The 17,193-nt window shown below is 33.0% G+C and carries 15 protein-coding genes; 9 read left to right on the plus strand and 6 right to left on the minus strand.

Going from position 1 to position 17,193, the window contains the following annotated elements; translation table 11 throughout:
- Positions 1-335: 335 nt before the first annotated feature.
- The gene (locus QLS65_RS08270) at positions 336-2,408 is read left to right on the plus strand and encodes a hypothetical protein (RefSeq protein WP_282716632.1); all 2,073 of its coding nucleotides are present in this window, start codon (positions 336-338) and stop codon (positions 2,406-2,408) included.
- An 81-nt stretch (positions 2,409-2,489) separates the two neighbouring features.
- Here QLS65_RS08270 and capA read toward each other — a convergent pair whose 3' ends face one another.
- Both capA and QLS65_RS08280 read right to left on the minus strand, forming a co-directional pair.
- Positions 2,490-3,530 (minus strand): cysteate synthase, encoded by a 1,041-nt coding sequence (gene capA / locus QLS65_RS08275; RefSeq protein WP_282716634.1) that lies wholly within the window; start codon positions 3,528-3,530, stop codon positions 2,490-2,492.
- A 68-nt stretch (positions 3,531-3,598) separates the two neighbouring features.
- On the minus strand, positions 3,599-5,659 hold the full coding sequence (locus QLS65_RS08280) for a S9 family peptidase (RefSeq protein ID WP_428831877.1): 2,061 nt from the start codon (positions 5,657-5,659) through the stop codon (positions 3,599-3,601).
- Between the two features lie 145 nt (positions 5,660-5,804).
- On the opposite strand from QLS65_RS08280, the gene QLS65_RS08285 reads away from it, so the two are divergent.
- Positions 5,805-6,125, plus strand: coding sequence for a YbaB/EbfC family nucleoid-associated protein (locus QLS65_RS08285; RefSeq protein ID WP_099715715.1), 321 nt, complete (start codon positions 5,805-5,807; stop codon positions 6,123-6,125).
- Positions 6,126-6,210: 85 nt separating this feature from the next.
- On the opposite strand, the gene QLS65_RS08290 is transcribed toward QLS65_RS08285, so the two are convergent.
- Complete coding sequence (locus QLS65_RS08290; protein ID WP_099715716.1) at positions 6,211-7,233, minus strand: threonine aldolase family protein; 1,023 nt, start codon at positions 7,231-7,233, stop codon at positions 6,211-6,213.
- Between the two features lie 188 nt (positions 7,234-7,421).
- On the opposite strand from QLS65_RS08290, the gene prfB reads away from it, so the two are divergent.
- Positions 7,422-8,517, plus strand: a protein-coding gene (gene prfB, locus QLS65_RS08295) for a peptide chain release factor 2 (RefSeq protein ID WP_282716639.1) whose coding sequence is annotated in 2 segments (ribosomal slippage) — positions 7,422-7,484 and positions 7,486-8,517 — 1,095 coding nt in all. Because the reading frame shifts where the segments join, the coding sequence is not laid out codon by codon here.
- Between the two features lie 92 nt (positions 8,518-8,609).
- Positions 8,610-9,308 carry an energy transducer TonB gene (locus QLS65_RS08300; protein WP_282716654.1) on the plus strand — a complete coding sequence of 233 codons (699 nt, stop codon included), beginning with the start codon at positions 8,610-8,612 and terminating at the stop codon, positions 9,306-9,308.
- A gap of 38 nt (positions 9,309-9,346) precedes the next feature.
- Here the strand turns inward: QLS65_RS08300 and QLS65_RS08305 are convergent, their stop codons facing one another.
- The gene (locus QLS65_RS08305; protein WP_282716656.1) at positions 9,347-10,258 is read right to left on the minus strand and encodes a phospholipase A; all 912 of its coding nucleotides are present in this window, start codon (positions 10,256-10,258) and stop codon (positions 9,347-9,349) included.
- Positions 10,259-10,444: 186 nt separating this feature from the next.
- Between QLS65_RS08305 and lpxD the strand changes: the two genes are divergently transcribed.
- The 4 genes from lpxD to QLS65_RS08325 all read left to right on the plus strand — a co-directional run bounded on the left by lpxD (position 10,445) and on the right by QLS65_RS08325 (position 14,664).
- Positions 10,445-11,443 (plus strand): UDP-3-O-(3-hydroxymyristoyl)glucosamine N-acyltransferase, encoded by a 999-nt coding sequence (gene lpxD / locus QLS65_RS08310; protein WP_282716657.1) that lies wholly within the window; start codon positions 10,445-10,447, stop codon positions 11,441-11,443.
- A gap of 166 nt (positions 11,444-11,609) precedes the next feature.
- Positions 11,610-13,238: an acyl-CoA carboxylase subunit beta gene (locus tag QLS65_RS08315; protein ID WP_282716659.1), complete on the plus strand. Its 1,629-nt coding sequence runs from the start codon at positions 11,610-11,612 to the stop codon at positions 13,236-13,238.
- Between the two features lie 140 nt (positions 13,239-13,378).
- Positions 13,379-14,011 carry a hypothetical protein gene (locus QLS65_RS08320; RefSeq protein WP_282716661.1) on the plus strand — a complete coding sequence of 211 codons (633 nt, stop codon included), beginning with the start codon at positions 13,379-13,381 and terminating at the stop codon, positions 14,009-14,011.
- Between the two features lie 230 nt (positions 14,012-14,241).
- A complete protein-coding gene (locus tag QLS65_RS08325) occupies positions 14,242-14,664 on the plus strand; it encodes a DoxX family protein (protein WP_099715723.1) in 423 nt (140 codons plus the stop codon).
- Between the two features lie 50 nt (positions 14,665-14,714).
- Here the strand turns inward: QLS65_RS08325 and QLS65_RS08330 are convergent, their stop codons facing one another.
- Both QLS65_RS08330 and QLS65_RS08335 read right to left on the minus strand, forming a co-directional pair.
- Positions 14,715-15,764 carry an AMP-binding protein gene (locus tag QLS65_RS08330; protein ID WP_428831873.1) on the minus strand — a complete coding sequence of 350 codons (1,050 nt, stop codon included), beginning with the start codon at positions 15,762-15,764 and terminating at the stop codon, positions 14,715-14,717.
- A gap of 37 nt (positions 15,765-15,801) precedes the next feature.
- Positions 15,802-16,713 (minus strand): CPBP family intramembrane glutamic endopeptidase, encoded by a 912-nt coding sequence (locus QLS65_RS08335; RefSeq protein WP_282716663.1) that lies wholly within the window; start codon positions 16,711-16,713, stop codon positions 15,802-15,804.
- 108 nt (positions 16,714-16,821) lie between these two features.
- Here QLS65_RS08335 and arsC point away from each other — a divergent pair, with 108 nt between their 5' ends.
- Positions 16,822-17,166 (plus strand): arsenate reductase (glutaredoxin), encoded by a 345-nt coding sequence (gene arsC / locus QLS65_RS08340; protein WP_282716665.1) that lies wholly within the window; start codon positions 16,822-16,824, stop codon positions 17,164-17,166.
- Positions 17,167-17,193: the final 27 nt, after the last annotated feature.

Consider the following 17,193-nt stretch of genomic DNA (forward strand, 5'->3'; position numbering starts at 1 on the left):
AAATCAGTAATATCTAAATAAGTTTTTAAAAGACATTTGCCTCCAAATTATTTTCTAAATACCGTTTAAATTATTGACTTTATCTAAAAATAGAAGATTTAGCAAACGAGTATTATTTAATATCTTTTATACTGCTACCAAGTTTCTTATATTTGCTGACTTTTGCGAAATGCTACGCCTTAAAAACAAGCGAAACATCAAACCGTTAGGAGCACAATTATTTTTTGTTATGATCTTCTACAAAAATATAGTCCCTGATTGAATGAGTTTAGTTAGCAATCTAAATTTCCAAATACAGAGTATCGTTCTAAAGAACGTTTTAAATTACAACATCTATGACAAACAACATTCTAATTGAAAATCAATATAAAAGAACCAGTTTATTTGAAAAAGAAAATGTGAACTATTTAGTGCGCATTTTAAAAAGATTCAATACCGTACCAAAGATAAATAACATCAATATTATCACTTCAACCAGTGAGCCTACTGTTTTTAAAATTGTACCCAACAAATCAATTATAATTGGTTCCTCATTTTTAGACAAACCCATTTTAGCGTTAGTCTATTTAAGATATGGAATCGAATGGCAGCTATGGTACAAAGCATTGAATGCCGAGAAAAAAGATGTTGTTTTATGTGATATTGCAGCTCTCGAAGTGATTCGAATTTTTTATAATTTATTACCGAAAGATGATAAGGAAAAATTAGAAAATCTTGATTATATTCTAATTAACTTAATTAAAAATGATGCCTCTTTAAATACTGAATCTTCATTAATAAACGACGAGCTTCAATCTTTTCATGGTTTAAAAAATTCAAACACTGAACTCAAAGAATCTTGGAAACCAATTGTCGAAAATCTTGCAAAACCGACAGAATACATGTTGATGTCTGGTGGTGATCTTCGATTGAATATCGATGAGATTCATTTGCTAAACAAATACGGATGCCGTCCATTCCCAAGACCTGATGCATTTACCTTTGCTTCGTCGACGGCGTCAAGTGTTTCTAATTTTGCTTTTGATAAAACAGATAAAGTGAGAAGTATATTGATTAGAAATAGTCTTAAGAAAGGTTTTCAAAATACTACAATCGAGTTTTCTGAATTGCTAAAAAATAATCTTAGACATATCTTTAAATTAAATGAGGAAAGCGAAATAATTTTTTCACCATCAGGTACTGATTCTTCACTCCAAATAGCAGCCATAACACAAATTATTTCTGACAAAGAAATTACACATATTTTGGTGGCCTCTGACGAAACTGGTAGCGGTGTAGCTGCGGCCTTAAAAGGGTGTCATTTTGAAAACACTACAGCTTTAAATTATCCAATTAAAAAAGACACTAAAATTGAAGGTTTTAGAGATGTTGATTTAATACAAATCCCTTTTAGAGATCAAAATGGCGCATTAAAAACGTCTAATCAATTAGATCAGGAAGTATTTGATGCCGTTGTTAAGACCAGAAATGAAGGCAGACATATAGTATTACATACTATGGACCAATCAAAATTAGGATATCAATCTCCCAGCGACGAATTTATTAAAAAACTAAATACACTTGAAGATTTATCAATTCAAATAATTGTAGATGGTTCACAGCTAAGATTAGATCCAAAAGACATACAAAATTATTTAAATAGAGGCTATATTGTCACCATAACGGGGAGTAAATTCTTTACTGGTCCTCCATATTGCGGTGCATTAATTTTACCTAAAAATGTCAATAAATTAATTCAATCTGTAAAAAACACATTACCCAAAGGATTAAACCAATATTATAATCGTTCTGATTGGCCGACTTCCTGGTTTTGTTCCAATGAATTATCTGAAGGCTATAACTATGGTTCCTATATGCGCTGGAATGCTGCGGTGGTTGAAATGGACAGGTATTACAAAACACCTATTTTATATCGAAATATGGGTATTGAGATGTTTTGTAATTTTGTGGACGACTCCATAAAAGAGGCCACTTTTTTACAGCCTATTTACGGGGATGAAACAAAAACTAAGATTTACAGCAGTAAAGAATTTGGAATAAGAAATATTCGTACCATTTTTCCTTTTTTTATTTTTAAAAACAATGAGGTCTTATCTGTTGATAAAGTAAAAAAATTATATACTTTATTAAATTCTGATTTATCTGATCAGTTTGAAGGTTCTTCTTTAGAAATCATTCGACTTGCTGCCCAAAAATGTCATATTGGTCAAGCAGTTAATGTAAAATATACTACAGAAATTGAAAGTGCTATTTTAAGAATTAGTTTAGGCGCAAGAGTTATTTCTGAAAGTTGGGTCAATAGAGATATTAGTCTCTTTTTTAGAAATATAGAATTACAAATGAGTCAGATCACAATCACTATTAAAAAAATTGAATTGATACTTAATAATTCTGAATTATTGGATTAAATAAAAAGTATTCAAATTTAATATTCAATAAAAAAGTCCCATTTACCTCAGCAAATGGGACTTTTTTATTGAATATTAAATTTATTTTATAAATTCTATTTTTTGAACTTCTTCTTCGTTGATGCTGTCAAAGAAACCTTGTTCGTTCATCCAATCATCGCTAAATACTTTACTCATATAACGAGAACCATGATCCGGGAAAATTGCTATTACATTACTACTAGCGTCAAATTCACCTTCTTCTGCATATTGTCTAATCGCTTGCATCACTGCTCCTGAAGTATATCCAACAAATAAACCTTCTTTTCTGGTAATTTCTCGTGCAGCATGAGCGCTTTCCTCATCGGTAACTTTCATGAACTTATCAATAATATCAAAATCAGTTGCAGATGGAATTAAATTTTTTCCTAGACCTTCTATTCTATATGGATAAATTTCCTCATTATCAAATTCTCTAGTTTCATGATATTTTTTCAATACAGACCCAAAAGCATCCACTCCAAGAATTCTAATAGTAGGATTTTGTTCTTTTAAATATTTTGCAGTACCTGAAATAGTTCCGCCTGTTCCACTACAAGCAATTAAGTGTGTAATTGCTCCGCTAGTTTGTTTCCAAATCTCCGGACCGGTAGACTTATAATGCGCATCAACATTCAACTCATTAAAATACTGATTAATATAAATTGAACCTTTCGTTTCTTCATGCAAACGTTTAGCGACGTTATAATAAGAACGTTCATCATCAGCAGAAACATGCGCCGGACAAACATATACTTTAGCACCTAAGCTGCGAAGCATGTCAATTTTATCTTTAGATGATTTAGAACTAACAGCAAGAATACAGTTGTAGCCTTTTATAATACTGACCATTGCTAAACTAAAACCCGTATTACCGGAAGTTGTTTCAATTATGGTATCACCAGGAGATAAAATACCTCTCCTTTCAGCTTCTTCAATTATGTATAATGCTATTCTATCTTTTGAAGAATGTCCCGGATTAAAAGCTTCTACTTTAGCGTAAAAATTTCCTTCTAAATTTTCAGTAACTTTATTTAGCTTAATAAGTGGAGTATTACCTATTAATTCTAAGACATTATTATAAGCAGTTATTTCTTTTTTCATAAAAAAATAGTTAGTCGTGGCAATCTTTCACTAAACACGAATGTTACAAATTTAACAAAAAAATCTAATTAGTTTTTAATTTCTTCTAAATCTAATAGAAAACTATATTCTTTTGCTAATTCCTTTAGGGCTTCAAAACGCCCTGAAGCACCTCCGTGACCGGCATCCATATTTGTATTAAGATATAAAACAGTGTCATTTGTTTTTTGAGTTCGTAGCTTTGCAACCCACTTTGCAGGCTCCCAATATTGCACTTGAGAGTCATGAAGTCCAGTAGAAACAAACATATTAGGATATTTTTGAGCCTTTACATTATCATAAGGTGAATAAGACAACATATAATCGTAATATTTTTTAACATTTGGATTTCCCCATTCGTCATATTCTCCAGTTGTAAGCGGAATAGTATCATCAAGCATCGTGGTAATTACATCCACAAAAGGAACTTGAGCAATCACTCCGTTGTATAATTCAGGTGCCATATTTACTACTGCTCCCATTAATAATCCTCCTGCTGAACCGCCTTCGGCATATAAATGTTTAGGTGACGTATATTTTTCCTGAATTAAAAACTTAGAGCAATCGATAAAATCAGTGAATGTATTTTTCTTTTTCAATAATTTTCCGTCTTCATACCATTGTCTACCTAAATCTTCTCCACCGCGAATGTGTGCTATAGCAAATACAAATCCTCTGTCCAGAATAGACAAGCGTGTCGATGAAAAGTAAGTATCCATTGTAACTCCATAAGAGCCATATGCATAAAGCAATAAAGGATTGTTACCGTCTTTCTTTAATCCTTTTCGGTATACCAAAGAAATAGGCACTTTAGTTCCATCAGTAGCAGTGGCCCAAACACGTTCTTCGATGTAATTATTTTTATCAAATTTGCCTCCAAGAACTTCTTGCTCTTTCTTGATTTCTTTCTCTTTGGTTTTCATGTTGAAATCAATAACCGAAGATGGCGTTGCTAATGATTGATAGCTGTAACGCAAGATATCCGTGTCAAAATCAACATTTGTGGTCGTGTAAGCATTGTACGTTTCACTTCCAAAAGGCAAGTAATACTCTCCTGCTCCACTCCAAGGCATTATTCGAATATGATTCAATCCCTTAGAACGTTCTTCAACAACCAAATAGTTGCTAAAAATCTCGATATCTTCCAGTAAAACCTCTTTTCTATGGGCAATTACATCTTTCCAATTTTCTTTTGCAGTAGCGTTTTCAGGCGTTTTCATCAACTTGAAATTTGTCGCCTTATCATTATTGGTAAGAATATAAAAAGAATCTCCAAAATGAGAAATACTGTACTCTAAACCACGAACTCTTGGTTGAAAAACAACAAATTCTCCATCTGGATTATCAGAATTAAGTATTCTATATTCAGTAGTTAGTGTACTTCCTGAACCTATAACAATATATTTTTTGGACTTTTCTTTACCTACAGAAACATTGAACGTATCGTCTTTTTCATTAAAAACTAATACATCTGCAGCAGCATCTGTGGCTAATTTATGCTTAAAAACTTTATCAGAACGCAAGGTAACTTTGTCTTGTCTGGTATAAAAAATGGTTTTATTATCGTTTGCCCAAACTGAGTTCCCTGTAGCATTTTCGATTTTGTCCGAAAGAATTTCTCCCGTTTCAAGATTTTTTATCTGTATGGTGTAAATTCTTCTTCCAACAATGTCTATTCCAAAACTTGCAAATTTATTGTCCGGACTCACACTCAAACCTCCTAATTGAAAGTACGAATGCCCTTTGGCCAAATCATTGCAGTTGAATAAAATTTCTTCATTGGCAGAAAGACTTCCTTTTTTTCTCGAATAAATGGGATAATCCTGCCCTTTTTCAAAACGGGTAATGTAGTAATAGCCGTTGTATAAATAAGGAACTGACTGATCATCTTCCTTAATTCTTCCTTTCATTTCCTCAAACAATTCTTTTTGAAAATCTTTAGTATGAGCAGTCATTGCATCATAATATGTGTTTTCCTTATTCAGGTAATCAATAACTTCGGGATTTTCTCTGTCATTTAACCAGAAGTAATTATCAATTCTTGTCTCATTATGTTTTTCTAATGATTTAGGAATTATTTTAGCTACTGGAATTGGACTTTTTTTTAACATTTGTTGTGCTTTTGTATTAGTAAATGAAGTTACAAAAATAACACAAAGAGAAGTTATGATGAGTCTATTTTTCATGAATATTTTGTTGAATATGACTATGCAATATACTAATTTTGTGATTCAATTAATTTAAAAAAATTAAAACATGGATTTAATGGGAATGATGGGCAAACTTAAAGAAACCCAACAAAAGATAGAAGACACTAAAAAACGTTTAGACACAGTCCTGATAGATGAGCAAAGTACCGATGGTTTATTGAAAGTGACACTAACTGCCAATCGCTCCATTAAATCAATTACTATTGACGATTCTTTGCTGGAAGACAAAGAACAATTAGAAGATTATATGATTTTGGTACTAAACAAAGCTATCGAAAAAGCTACTAAAGTAAATGAAGCTGAACTTGATGCTGTTGCAAAAATGGATATGCCAATGATTCCAGGAATGGATAATCTTTTTAAATAAAAAAGTTTAAAGTTTAAGGTTTACTGTTTTTTCATCGCTATAAAAACGTTAAACCTTAAACTTTAAACAAATTTTACAAACAGAATTATACTAATTTTTGGAGTGTTTCCAAAACATAAGTATGCATCACTTCTCTATAATCAAGATGCGTTACAATTCTCAATTTTCCATGTCCCATCGAGCTGATTGAAATGTTTTTTTGTTTTAAAACTTCAATTAGATTCTTCTCGTTACAATTTGGTACCAATGAAAAAATCAAAATATTAGTCTCAACTGGCTCTACAGAAGCGACCCAGCTTAACTTTTTCAATACTTCTGCAATTTCTTTAGCTCTACGATGATCTTCAGCAAGGCGTTCTATATTGTTATCCAAAGCATAAATTCCGGCTGCTGCCAAATATCCTACTTGACGCATTCCGCCACCAAATATTTTTCGAACACGCAACGCTCTGTGAATAGTCGCTTTATCAGCCAATAAAACAGAACCAATTGGTGCTCCCAATCCTTTGGATAAACAAACCGAAATAGTATCGAATAATTTTCCAAATGCTTTTGGATCTTGCTTTTTGGCTACCAATGCATTCCAAATTCGGGCGCCATCCATGTGGAATTTCAAATTATTGGCATCGCAAACCTGTTTTATTCTTTGCAAGTCTTCTAGTTCGTAACAAGCGCCTCCACCTTTATTGGTTGTGTTTTCCACACAAACTAAACTCGTTAAAGGACTGTGATAAAATTCAGGGTCATTAATTGCTCCCGCTACTTGTTCGGCAGTTATCATTCCGCGGTTTCCGTCTAATAAACAGCAAGAAACTCCGCTGTTAAAAGAAACTCCACCACCTTCATAATGATAAACGTGCGCGTATTTATCCGCTATTAATTGTTCGCCGGGCTGTGTATGCAATTTTATCGCTGCTTGATTGGCCATTGTTCCTGAAGGGAAGAAAAGTCCTGCCTCCATACCAAACATCGCTGCGACTTTTGCTTCTAATTCAATAACTGTTGGATCTTGTTTGTAAACATCATCACCTACAACTGCTTTGAACATATATTGCAACATTTCGTTGGAAGGCTTTGTGATGGTATCGCTAATTAAATTTATTTCCATATTTTTTTATTATCAGTACGGGCAATTCTCGAATTGTCCCTTCGTAAAATTTTTCTATTTTTGTGCCACAAATTTACATAATACCGTTTGTTAATTCAAACTAGTTCAGTTAAAACTAAACTAAATATATTACACAACGGAATTTTTTGTAAATATTGAAAACAGACCTATCAAATTAATATAATTTTATGACAACTACCGAACAAATTAAAGGTATTGTGGAGCGCCTTGGTGCGTTGAGGAGGTATCTTTGACGTTGATGCCAAGCTAATTGAGATTTCTAATGAAGAAGAGAAAACTTTTGCTCCCGACTTTTGGAACAATGCAAAAGAAGCGGAACTCATTGTAAAAAATCTTAGAAACAAGAAAAAATGGATTGAAGATTACAATAAAGCTGTCGAAATGACGGATGAATTGCAACTCGCCTATGATTTTTACAGAGAAGGAGAACTTACCGGAGAAGAATTAGACGAACATTACAACGCCACTCAAGCTCATATTGAAGCAATCGAATTCAAAAATATGCTTTCGGATGAAGGTGATACGTTGAGTGCTGTTGTGCAAATAACTGCTGGTGCCGGTGGAACCGAAAGTTGTGATTGGGCCGAAATGCAAATGCGTATGTACATGATGTGGGGCGAAAAATACGGCTATAAAATCAAAGAACTGAATTTCCAGAAAGGTGAAGCAGCTGGAATAAAAACCGTAACACTCGAATTTGAAGGCGATTATTCCTTTGGCTATTTGAAAGGCGAAAACGGCGTACATCGATTGGTTCGAATATCACCGTTTGACAGTAATGCCAAGCGTCATACGTCGTTTGCATCCGTTTATGTGTATCCGCTTGTAGATGATAGTATCGAAATTGACATTAATCCTGCCGATATCGAAATTACCACTTCGCGATCCAGTGGTGCGGGAGGACAAAATGTAAATAAAGTAGAAACTAAAGTACAATTGTTTCACAAACCAACCGGAATTCAAATACAATGTTCTGAAACACGATCACAACAAGATAACAGACAACGCGCGATGCAAATGTTACGTTCTCAATTGTACGAAATTGAGTTAAAAAAGAAACAGGCACAACGCGCTGATATTGAAGCCGGGAAAATGAAAATAGAATGGGGTTCACAAATCAGAAATTACGTGATGCAACCCTATAAATTAGTCAAAGATGTTCGAACCGGCCATGAAACCAGCAATGTTGAAGGCGTAATGAATGGAGAAATCGATGAATTCCTTAAAGCATATCTCATGATGATGGGACAAAAAGAAGAGTAAAAATATTCTACTATTAAATTTAATCCTACAGTAAGCTAAAGCTATATTGTAGGATTTTTTTGTTACTTTTGTTCAAAAATCATCACGTTACCATGAAAAAATTACTTGTATTATTCGTTTTGTTATCCTCCATAACTTTTTATGCACAGAAAAAAGTATATTTTACAGAAGATTTCAAAGAATTACCTTCTGCAGATAATGCGATTTATTATACTATTTATGAAGAGAGTCCAGAAGGAACATTGCGAACAACTTACTACCTCAATAATTCTCTTTTTACCAAAGATCATTTTTCAAATTACAAAAGACGAATTTTAAACGGCACATCTGAAAAGTGGTATAAAAATGGCACTAAACAAATGCTGGCAATATATATTAAAGGCAAACAAGAAGGCGTTCAAACTCGATATTTTGAAAACGGTCAAGTAAAACGTACCGAAAATTTTAAAAATGGAGAATTTGTTAATGGAAAATGTTTTGATGAAAACGGAACTGAAATAGCGTTTTTTCCTTACTACGTAAAACCTGAATTCCCAGGAGGAATGAAAGCTTTTTATGATTATGTAGCAAATAATTTTAAATCTCCAAACAGTGGTAGAGGGGAAATAAGAATTGGATTTTATGTTGAATTAGACGGAACTTTAAACCACTTCGAAGTTGTAAAAAGTATCAATAAAGAGATGGATTTGTCAGCTATACGATTATTAGTTAATGGCCCAAGATGGACTCCAGGTAAAATAGATGGTAAAGAAACACGTGTGAAATTTGGTATACCAATTACCGTTCTATAGATTTTTCACGATATTTTTAAGAATTGCTCCTTTAAAATTTAAAGCCATTCTATCAAGGAAACCCCTACTCCAATAGTAGTTTGTAAATTATTATAATCAATCAGCGTTTCACCATATCCATGAGAGATTAGCAAGTATCCCTTAAGATTATCTTTTATGGGATACGACCAGGAAAAGGATGAATTCCCTCTTGTTTTTGAATTAAAATTTAGATTATGGCTGCCAATAAAAGAAAATATATTACCATTTTTGGTATAAATCACATTTATATCACCACGTCCAACATATTCTGAAATATCCGGATTATCATCTTTCTCTGCAGGCAGACAAAACCAAGGCCTAAGATAAATTGTCCAATTTTTACTTTCTAATCCTGCATGAAGAATAACTCTGTTCCAACTTCTTGAAAAAGGTTCGCTCTTCCCGTTAGACTGGTGATTGAAAGCCACTCCTACCATTCGGGCTTTAAAACCCAAAAAATTAAATTTAACAGGAACATTCAAAATAAGTTCCGGCTCGTAATTCACTTCTCTAAAGGGTCTTGAAAGATCATTATTATAGATTTGCCAATGTGATATTTGTGTATAAGCAACCCATAAATCGCCGTGTCCCCAGAAAATTCCCTGCAATACTTTGGTCTTGAAACTCAATTGGAATTTAGCTTCTATATTATTATAATCAACTCCATCAGGAGCAACATAATCAGGATCTACATTTCCTGAAATAGGTTGTTCATTTGGATTATTTGTCCATCGAACCGGCAAAACATACATCGGTTTATAAGGAGTCAACAAAAATGTCCCTCTAACAGAAGTGGTGTCTAATTCCCAGCGTTCAGTCAAATCCCGGAGTTGTGTTTTACTGTTAAATAAAGCCTGAATTTGTGCATTTGCAGAAAAACCAGAAAAGAAAAGTATAAAAACTGAAAATTTTATTTGAAATGATTTCATCAGGTACAAGCATACATTAGACAACAAAATTAATTTTTTAAGACTCCCTTTTGTTGTGAATTTATTTTTATTACTTATATAAATAACACTTTTTTATCTTGTTAAAGAATTTATTAAGATTAGGAATTTTAACCCTAAATTCTTTTATTTGATAATTATTAAACAACCAAATCCAATATATACTTAATGAAATCCTACACAATTCAAGAAATAAATGAGATTCTAAAAGGAGAAATAGTCGGGAATACTTTTCAAAGTATTACTGCGCCTGAACAACTTGAAGCCGCTAATGAATCTGAAATTTCATTTATTGGAAACAAAAAATACGAAAAATTTTGGTCTGCATCCAAGGCTTGTGTAGCGGTTGTCAACGAAGATATATCTATAGAACCCGGAGAAGACAGGGCTTTCATAAAAGTAAAAAATGCTGATTTAGCAATGTCTCAGGTATTGGAACTTTTTGCACCTCCAACACCAATATTTACAATTGACATTCACCCAACAGCAGTAATTGATTCAACTGCAACTATTTGTAATGGTGCCCGAATTGGTGCAGGATGTTATATAGGACCTAAAGTTATAGTTGGAGACAATGCAACTATTTATCCAAATGTGACTATACTTGACGAATGTACAATAGGAAAAAACACCGTGATTTGGTCAGGAACAGTTATTAGAGAACGCTGTCATATTGGGAATGATTGTATTTTGCATCCCAATGCAACAATTGGTGCCGATGGTTTTGGTTTTCGTCCTGATCCACAAAGAGGTTTGGTGAAAATTCCACAAATTGGAAATGTTATTATTGGTAACAGTGTAGAAATTGGTGCTAACTCGTGTGTTGATAGAGGAAAATTCAGTTCAACGGTTTTAGGAGATGGTTGCAAAATTGATAATTTAGTTCAAATAGGTCACAATAGTAAATTGGGCAAATTCTGTATTATGGCTGGAAACAGTGGACTTGCAGGATCAGTAACATTAGGAAATGGTGTAATCATTGGCGGAAGCGCTTCTATAAAAGACCACACCACTATTGGCGATGGTGCCATTGTTGGTGCAGGTTCCGGTGTTACAGGAGATATTCCAGCAGGGAAAACCATGTTAGGATATCCAGCTGTTGAAGCTCGTGATGCATTAAAACAATGGGCAATTTTGAAAAGACTAGTTAATGAGTCAAAAAAATAAACACTTACTTTTTTATTAAATTCATAAAAAAACAGAGATAAACTTCTGTTTTTTTGTTTTAATAGTAAACATATATTCGATTTTCATCAAAATCCAATTAAAATAATAAAATTTATTTAGTTGGATTTTGTATTTTAGCACAAAATTTTTTTAACACTATTTCATCATGGATTTGAACTTCAACAAAAACGAAGACCACAATAAACTTTTACTTTCAGCATTGCGACAAAAATTAAGCGTAGTCAAATTAGGAGGTGGTGAAAAACGTATCCAAAAATTACATGGCGAAGGCAAAATGACAGCACGCGAGCGTATTGATTATTTATTGGATCCAAAAGCAAAATGCATAGAAATTGGGGCGTTTGTTGGTGAAGGAATGTATGCAGAACATGGTGGCTGTCCCTCTGGTGGAGTTGTTGTGAAAATAGGATATATCAAAGGAAAACAATGTATTGTTGTAGCTAATGATGCGACTGTAAAAGCAGGTGCTTGGTTTCCCATAACTGCAAAGAAAAATCTGCGTGCGCAAGAAATTGCAATGGAAAACAGATTGCCAATCATCTATTTAGTGGATAGTGCAGGCGTTTATTTGCCTTTGCAAGATGAGATTTTCCCGGATAAAGAGCATTTTGGTCGCATTTTTAGAAATAATGCTCAAATGAGCAGCATGGGAATTACCCAAATTGCAGCTGTAATGGGAAGTTGTGTTGCTGGTGGTGCTTATTTACCAATTATGAGCGATGAAGCGATGATTGTGGATAAAACAGGAAGTATTTTCTTAGCCGGAAGTTATTTAGTAAAAGCTGCCATTGGCGAAAGCATCGATAACGAAACGTTAGGCGGAGCAACTACACATTGTGAAATTTCGGGCGTTACAGATTACAAAGCAAAGGATGACAAAGACGCATTAGATAAAATAAAAAATATTGTTGACAAAATAGGCGATTTTGATAAAGCTGGTTATAGCCGAATTAAATCAGAAAAACCCGCATTAGACGAAAAAGAAATTTACGGTGTTTTACCAAAAGCCCGAAATGAACAGTACGATATGATGGAAATCATCAATCGTCTGGTTGATAATTCCGAGTTTGAAGCCTATAAAGACGGTTATGGTCAAACCATTATTACCGGTTATGCCAGAATTGACGGTTGGGCAGTTGGAATTGTTGCCAACCAACGAAAAGTAGTAAAAACCAAAAATGGTGAGATGCAGTTTGGAGGCGTAATTTACTCTGATAGCGCTGATAAAGCAACCCGTTTTATCGCTAATTGCAACCAAAAGAAAATTCCTTTGGTATTCGTTCAAGATGTTACCGGTTTTATGGTTGGATCAAAATCTGAACATGGCGGAATTATTAAAGACGGTGCCAAAATGGTGAATGCTGTATCCAATTCAGTTGTACCAAAATTCACGGTTATCGTAGGAAATTCCTATGGAGCCGGAAATTATGCCATGTGTGGAAAAGCGTATGACCCAAGATTAATTTTTGCTTGGCCTAGTGCTGAACTAGCCGTTATGGGCGGAACGCAAGCTGCGAAAGTATTGGCACAAATTGAAGCTTCTTCGCTTAAAGCAAAAGGCGAACTGGTTGACGAAACCAAAGAGAAAGAATTGTTTGATAAAATCAAAGCTAGATATGACGAACAGGTTTCGCCTTATTATGCAGCATCACGATTATGGACTGATGCAATCATCGATCCTTTAGACACCAGAACCTGGATTTCTATGGGTATTGAAGCGGCAAACCACTCGCCTATTGAGAAAAAATTTAACTTAGGAGTAATTCAAGTTTAACCACTCATTTACAGTTACTTAAACTTATATTTTGTATATTTATAACTGCTTTTAGGAACCATATTAATGGTTCCTAAAAGCAGTTATAATGCCCTAAAAAATCTTAACCTAATTCATTTAATTATCTAAAATTAAAAGAAATGAAAAAGATTTTTGTTTTACTAACAACACTTTTATTGTTAGTGGGGCAGTTTATATATGCACAAAATAAAACCGAAAATACTATTTTGTCAAAGGATAAGAAACCTTTTTATCTCGAAACAGGAATCAACGCATCGCTGCCTGTACACATACAAATGTATCGAAGTCATAGACTTGCTCTAGGCATAAATGCCAGAGCTGGAAAAATAATTTCTAGAAAATTAGAACTCGGAATCCGATTTGATTATGATTATAGATTCATTAAAAAAGGCAGTCGAATACTGACTCCCGAAAGCACATTGACAGAAAGAGCTTTACATAGTAATTTTAGTTTATTCAGTATTAAACCAAATGTTCAGTTTAATTTAAATTCAAATTATTTTTTGGGAGTCGAAACCGGTTTAGGATATGCACTTTCTGATGAAGATAGTAAAATTGGATTGGGTTTTGTATCTGAATATGCCAGTGACCAACAATTTGGATTGTGTTCAGGTCTGTATTTTGGAAAATCATTTGACATTGGTTCTAATAAAGACAAAATCAGTTTATCTCTTAATTTCACTCAATTTTTAGCTCTTGGCCATGCAGAAAACAGCCTTGGTTTGCGAATAAATTACCTGTTCCTAAAGTAAATGAAAGTATTTCAAATTATTAAAAATTACTCAATCCTTTTTAAAATTTAACTTCTCTACTCTCGCTATACTTATAAATTAAGACACCATTATTAGTAATTTATTTGCAAAAGCTACCGTACAATTCTTTTGAACGAAGAAAACATTCAAAGTTTAGTTTTCTTTAACAATTATAAATTATTCAATTAAAAATCAGTAACTTAGTACTACATTTTTAAAACTATAGTATTATGAACAGCGTCAAAAATTTAAACAAATGGGCGAATACGCACACTTATTTAACCGTGGATTTGGTACGAATAGCACTTGGAGTATTTTTGTTTATGAAAGGAATCTCTTTTATAACGAATATCCAATATTTAAATGATCTGATATCTCCAATTGACAGAATTGGCGGTGGAATGTTTCTCGTTCATTATATTGCTCCGGCGCACATGGTTGGCGGCATAATGATTGCATTTGGTTTATTGACAAGATGGGCAATAATAGCACAACTTCCTATATTAATAGGTGCTATCGTAGTAAATTTTATGGGAGAAATGCATTCCCAAAATTTACTTTTGGCATTACTGATATTAGGAATTTGTATCTTTTTCTTATTCTACGGAAGTGGGAAAAATTCAGCTGATTATTACTTTAAAATGGAGCAATAATTAAATAAAAAAGCTTCCAAAAGTAACGGAAGCTTTTTTATTAAAACAATTTAAATACTTTCTATAATTTCTTTGCGTTTTATCTTCCCGTTTTCGGTTTCAGAAAATTTAGAAACATAAAAAACTTCTTTTGGTTTTTCATATTTGTCTAAACCATCAAAAATACTGTCGTCCAATATTTGTTGTTCCCCTTCAATAACAATAACTAATTTTTCACCTAAAACAGCATCTTGTTTTCCGGTTACAAAAAATCTTGAGTTAATTTTATCCGATAACTTATCTTCAATTTTTTCAGGAATCAATTTGATTCCACCGCTGTTTATTACATTATCAATACGACCTAAAAAAAGAAATTGATTTTCGCCTACAAGTTCCACTAAATCATTTGTGACAATAGATTCATTAGAAATTTTTAAAGCATCAATCACCAGACAATTTCTATCATCTTGGCTAATTTTAATATTTGGCAAAATTGAAAAAGTCTCCTCTCCTATTTTCTTAGCTGCAATATGAGTGATCGTTTCCGTCATACCGTAGGTTTCATACACTTCTGTTTTCAATTTAGAAAGTCCTTTTTCAAGAGTATTGTTCATTTTTGCACCACCAACAATCATCTTTTTTACATTCTTCAACTCTGATAAAGAGTTTTGAGCTTGTAAAGGAACCATCGCTACAAAATCATATTTGGTATCGTTTTGCAACATAGGATGAGAACTTGGCGCAACAAAATCAACATCAAGACCCAGAATAAAACCCCTCACAAACATCATTTTTCCTGCAATATATTTAGTAGGTAAGCAATGTAATACTTTGTCTCCAGGTTTTAAATCGAAAAAATCACCCGTAGCAATTGCTGAATTGACCATCGCTTGTTTATCGACACGAATCAATTTTGGAGTTCCGGTAGTCCCGGAAGTATTCATTTCTATATACGATTTGTTATCAAACCAATCGAGTACAAAATCTCCCACTGATTTCTCGAATTCGTCTCCTTCTTTTATAAAACTGTACGCTACTCTGCATAAATCATTTCGATTCAGATGAAACCCGTTTAACTTAAAGAGGTTGTGGACATTATGATATGTTATTGTATCAATCATGATAGGTTTATTTTAAATTATTGAACAGTTTTAATGATTAAATATTTCCAGTTAGTTTTTCTTTCCAATTGGTCCAATTGTATTTTTTACTAAAGATAAATAAAAGTATTGGGTAAATAAGAACCACCGGCAGTATAACATCTAATCCGGCTGAAGGTTCCGAAATATCTTTAAAAACAGAATTGGTTTGAAATGCAGACCAATCAGAAGTAACAAGTAAAGCACCTACTAAATTATTGGCAGCATGAAATCCTAAAGCCAGCTCCATTCCTTCATCCATCAATGTAATAATTCCCAGTAAAAGCCCAGTTCCTATATAATATACAAGTACTATATGCCCTATTTTAGCTACTTCAGGATTAAAAATATGCATTCCTCCAAAGATAACCGAAGTCATCAATAAGGGAAACCATTTATTCTTGGCAAGATTAGCAAATCCCTGCATTAAGTATCCTCTAAAAATATATTCTTCAGAACTGGTTTGAATAGGAATTAGCACTACACCAATTACGACTAAAATTGCAAATGGCACTGGTTTAAAATTGATTACAAAATCGTTGGGATTAGAAAAATAGAATAGCAAAGTGGATACAATTGTAAAAACGGACCAAATCATAAAAGAAAATCCAACTCTTTTCCAATCTATTTTAGCTCTTGATGTTGTTACAGAAAGCATCGTTTGTCCATGTAAATTACGAATTACCAACACTATACCTAGCATAATAAAAACGAACGAAATCAGTATTAAAAATAAAGTCAGATTTGAGTCAAAAAAACGCATTACCGATTCATTATCTGTTGGATAAGGTTTTCCATTGAAAATTGTTTCATACAATATCCCTATTAAAAGTGGCAACTGACCCACAAATGAAGCGCAAATTATTATTATTGAACCTAAAATATATTTCCAAAAATGATTCTCTGATTTTATTCCCTGTTCTATAAACATATAATTTTCGTTTTATTTTTATACTTAATTAGTTTAGCAAATGCTATTTTTGTTACATCAATACTAATCCTTGAAATACCCATTTATAATAACCCAATAGTATTAACTATGATACAAATATACCATAATTCACGCTGTGGAAAATCCAGAAATTGCCTCGCATTTATTGAGAACTCAAAAAAAGAGTTTGAAATCATCAATTATTTGACAAACCCACCTTCATTTGAAGAGTTGTCAGCTATTATTCAAAAATTAAACATAAAACCCATTGAATTAGTCCGCCAAAAAGAAAAAATTTGGATAGAAAATTTTAAAGATCAAAAATTGAATGATGAACAAATTATTCAAGCCATGATAACGCATCCAATTCTAATTGAAAGACCAATTGTAATCGATGGAAACTCGGCTATTATAGGACGTGATTTAGAAAAAGTGGCCTCTTTTATTTTATAAAAACCCGGTTGTTTTAATTAACATTTT

The organism is Flavobacterium algoritolerans (assembly GCF_030010385.1).
Classification (GTDB): domain Bacteria; phylum Bacteroidota; class Bacteroidia; order Flavobacteriales; family Flavobacteriaceae; genus Flavobacterium; species Flavobacterium algoritolerans.

Excerpts from the sequence above, each read along its gene's own strand:
- QLS65_RS08270 (WP_282716632.1), top strand. The coding sequence starts at position 336 with ATGACAAACAACATTCTAATTGAAAATCAATATAAAAGAACCAGTTTA.
- capA (WP_282716634.1), bottom strand. The coding sequence starts at position 3,530 with ATGAAAAAAGAAATAACTGCTTATAATAATGTCTTAGAATTAATAGGT.
- QLS65_RS08280 (WP_428831877.1), bottom strand. The coding sequence starts at position 5,659 with ATGTTAAAAAAAAGTCCAATTCCAGTAGCTAAAATAATTCCTAAATCA.
- QLS65_RS08285 (WP_099715715.1), top strand. The coding sequence starts at position 5,805 with ATGGATTTAATGGGAATGATGGGCAAACTTAAAGAAACCCAACAAAAG.
- QLS65_RS08290 (WP_099715716.1), bottom strand. The coding sequence starts at position 7,233 with ATGGAAATAAATTTAATTAGCGATACCATCACAAAGCCTTCCAACGAA.
- QLS65_RS08300 (WP_282716654.1), top strand. The coding sequence starts at position 8,610 with ATGAAAAAATTACTTGTATTATTCGTTTTGTTATCCTCCATAACTTTT.
- QLS65_RS08305 (WP_282716656.1), bottom strand. The coding sequence starts at position 10,258 with ATGAAATCATTTCAAATAAAATTTTCAGTTTTTATACTTTTCTTTTCT.
- lpxD (WP_282716657.1), top strand. The coding sequence starts at position 10,445 with ATGAAATCCTACACAATTCAAGAAATAAATGAGATTCTAAAAGGAGAA.
- QLS65_RS08315 (WP_282716659.1), top strand. The coding sequence starts at position 11,610 with ATGGATTTGAACTTCAACAAAAACGAAGACCACAATAAACTTTTACTT.
- QLS65_RS08320 (WP_282716661.1), top strand. The coding sequence starts at position 13,379 with ATGAAAAAGATTTTTGTTTTACTAACAACACTTTTATTGTTAGTGGGG.
- QLS65_RS08325 (WP_099715723.1), top strand. The coding sequence starts at position 14,242 with ATGAACAGCGTCAAAAATTTAAACAAATGGGCGAATACGCACACTTAT.
- QLS65_RS08330 (WP_428831873.1), bottom strand. The coding sequence starts at position 15,764 with ATGATTGATACAATAACATATCATAATGTCCACAACCTCTTTAAGTTA.
- QLS65_RS08335 (WP_282716663.1), bottom strand. The coding sequence starts at position 16,713 with ATGTTTATAGAACAGGGAATAAAATCAGAGAATCATTTTTGGAAATAT.
- arsC (WP_282716665.1), top strand. The coding sequence starts at position 16,822 with ATGATACAAATATACCATAATTCACGCTGTGGAAAATCCAGAAATTGC.